A 2,978-nucleotide genomic window follows, 5' to 3' on the forward strand; every position below is an offset into this window, starting at 1 on the left:
GGGGTGTTGATGTAATGGATAGGGTTAACTATTACTTAGAAGAAATTTGTAGCGTTATTAAATGTAAAGAAGTACATGGTGAAATAAAAGAAGAGATGAAAAGTCATATTGAAGAGCTGTCCTTAGAATACATAGACAATGGATATGAAAAAGATGAAGCCTACAAATTAGCTATAAGAGATATGGGAGATTCAGGTGAAATAGGCTTTAAGCTTAATAAGGTATATGAGAAAAAAATAGAATATAAAACTTTGATTATAGGAATCTTATTAGCATTATTTGGTATAGTAGTTAATTTTTTAATAACTAGCAATTTAATACAGGGTTATGAGAATCAGACAGTTAAAAGTATAGTACATTTTCTACTTGGAATAGGTGTATTTTTAGGCATATATTATTTTGATTATAGAAAGCTAGAAAAATATTCATATCATATTTATGGGATAGCAACTGTAGTAGGGCTAATTTCAGCTATTATAATTGGAAGTGAGATTATGTTAGGACCATTAATCATGCTCCTTTATTTAATCTCAATAAGTGGAATTATAAATAATATGAATTTTAAATATAAAAAGAATATATTTAAGCTTATTGGAATATTTATTTTATCTAATTATATTTTATTTTTAGAAATGAATAAGATATATGCCGTAATATTTACTTTTGTATTTATAGTGCTAACAATTAAAAATTGTAAAAATAAAAGAATACCAGCGATTTTTATTTTTTCGCTAGTTTTAGGAGGTTTATTTTATTGTTTTAGGGAGCCTTATCGCTTAGCAAGACTAATAAGTTTCATAAATTCTAGAGATATTCATAGTGATTTAGGTTATATAAACAATACAATATCTAAAATTATGTATTCTTCTCAATTTATAGGGGGAACATTAAATCAAGAGCTAATCAATATGATATCTTTTGCTGCTAACGACTTTATATTTGCTCTAATATTATGTTATTTTGGATGGGCTGCTGCACTTTCTATAATAGTATTATCTATTATTTTTATAATATCTTTATTTAGAAATATGAAATTAATAAAAAATAATTACGGAAAAAATATAATTTTAGGAATTATAATCTCTTTTTTTATTCAGTTTACAATTAGTATTATGATGTGCCTTAATCTTGCGCCAATAATTGGAGTTGTGTTACCTTTTATTGGATATGGAGGTACATCAATGATTATTAATATGGCTATGTTAGGGCTCATATCCAGCATATATTCAAGAAAAAATCTTAAAAAATTCTTAATAAAATAAATTTATCTTATTAAGAATTGTGACTATAAAAGTTTTATTCTTTAAAGTTTTCGATGTCATAAGTGGCTATAGGAATACAATGTAAAAACTTAAAGCATGCTCTGAAAAATAAGTTTTCTATAAAANNAGATAAATTTCTTAAAATAAAAATTATTTTAAAATTACTTATAGAATTAAATTAAAATATTAGCTTAAAATAAGATAATATTAGTGCTATATTAATTAGAGAAGGAACAAAGTCTTCTCTAATTTTTTTAATAATGTTTTGAATATTCGTAAATTTTACAACTGATGGCTATATTATTATAATTAGATAGGGTTTATATTACATAGGACATAGTTTAGGAGGAAGAATATGGGTTTTAAAAACGAAGGAACAAGGAGGAAATATAAGTTATCTACTATTTTTGCAGTTATAGCTATTATAATTCTTGTAATTGGTGGAAAGCTTTATGCAACAGAGTCTGGATTTGTAAGAGATTTAAACGATTTTAAAAAGTATTTTACTGAAAACAATCAAGTAGAAGCACATAAGATCTATGACGAAACAAAAAAGGAAAAGCATAAAGAAAAAATAGATACATATTTATTAGATCAATTAGACGCTTTAAAATTTAGTTTAGAAAATAATACTATTGAAAATGAAAAAGCAGAAGAGTCTATAGTTAATTTTAAATATTATGGAGATAAATCAGAAAAAATTAAAGTAGAATATGATAAAATGCTTAATTATATACAAGATGATAAGCATTATAAAAATGGAATAAAATATTTTGAAGATAAAGAATTTGTTAAGGCAAAGGAAGAGTTTGCTCTAGTTAGGGAAAATTATAAGTTCTATGCTCAGGCACAAGACACACTAAAAATTATACCTGAGAGAGCTAAAGAGTTTGCACTAAAAAGATTGGATAGCTTTATTAAAAATGGCGATTTCCAGAAAGCATTATCAAAAATTGATGAAGCTTTACAGTTAAATAATAATGATAAAGATTTATTAGCAGAAAAAGACAAGATACAAAAAGCAAAAATAGAGTATTTAAAAAATACAAAAGAAGTAAAGGTTGCTCTTGAGAAAATTAATAAACTAGAATGGCTTAAAGATATAAAAAATGTATATGTAGAAGAGATTACTTATAATAATGAACCATATTATAAAGTAATAGAAAAAGACAACAAAGGAAATAATCTATGGCAATATGACCTATATGTTCACAGTGAAAAAGATGAAGTTTTACTAGTAAAGGGAAAAGAAGTTAAAGATATTAACAAATTTTTAGAAGAACATTTAGAAGAACATTTAGAAGAAAATAAAGAATCTTAAACTTGTGGATTTTAAATTTACATAATAATTTGTTTTAATATAATAGTTATAAACATAAAGTTGAATTAGATATTTAGAAAAGAAAATTTTATATGCTGATTTATAAAGAATCTTTTAAGATGAGAAATTATTATCTTAAAGGATTCTTTTTCTTATATCAATTTTTATTAATATAAGAAGTTTTAAAGTAAAAGCATTACATAAATTTAAACTGATTTAATGGGATTAGAATTTAAAAATAAATTATTAAAAGGATTTAGAGCGTAATGTATAAAATAACCATGCTTAAAGAATATATAAAGAAAGACGTTTAAAATGATTAATAATTAAGAAGGAGTTAATGAAAGAAAAATAGAAATTATTTATAAAGTAGAAGAATCTGTTAAGTAGTTATG

Annotated in this window: 2 protein-coding genes; both read left to right on the forward strand. The window is 23.6% G+C overall.

Annotated elements, in window-relative coordinates; all coding sequences use genetic code 11:
• The coding region (locus B2W91_RS16485; RefSeq protein ID WP_291582900.1) for an FtsW/RodA/SpoVE family cell cycle protein at nucleotides 1-1,262 on the forward strand (1,262 nt) is incomplete at its 5' end.
• Between the two features lie 355 nt (nucleotides 1,263-1,617).
• Nucleotides 1,618-2,583 carry a hypothetical protein gene (locus tag B2W91_RS16490; protein ID WP_291582902.1) on the forward strand — a complete coding sequence of 322 codons (966 nt, stop codon included), beginning with the start codon at nucleotides 1,618-1,620 and terminating at the stop codon, nucleotides 2,581-2,583.
• Nucleotides 2,584-2,978 lie beyond the last annotated feature (395 nt).

The sequence above is a fragment of the Clostridium sp. UBA6640 genome, from assembly GCF_002455975.1.
Classification (GTDB): domain Bacteria; phylum Bacillota; class Clostridia; order Clostridiales; family Clostridiaceae; genus Clostridium_J.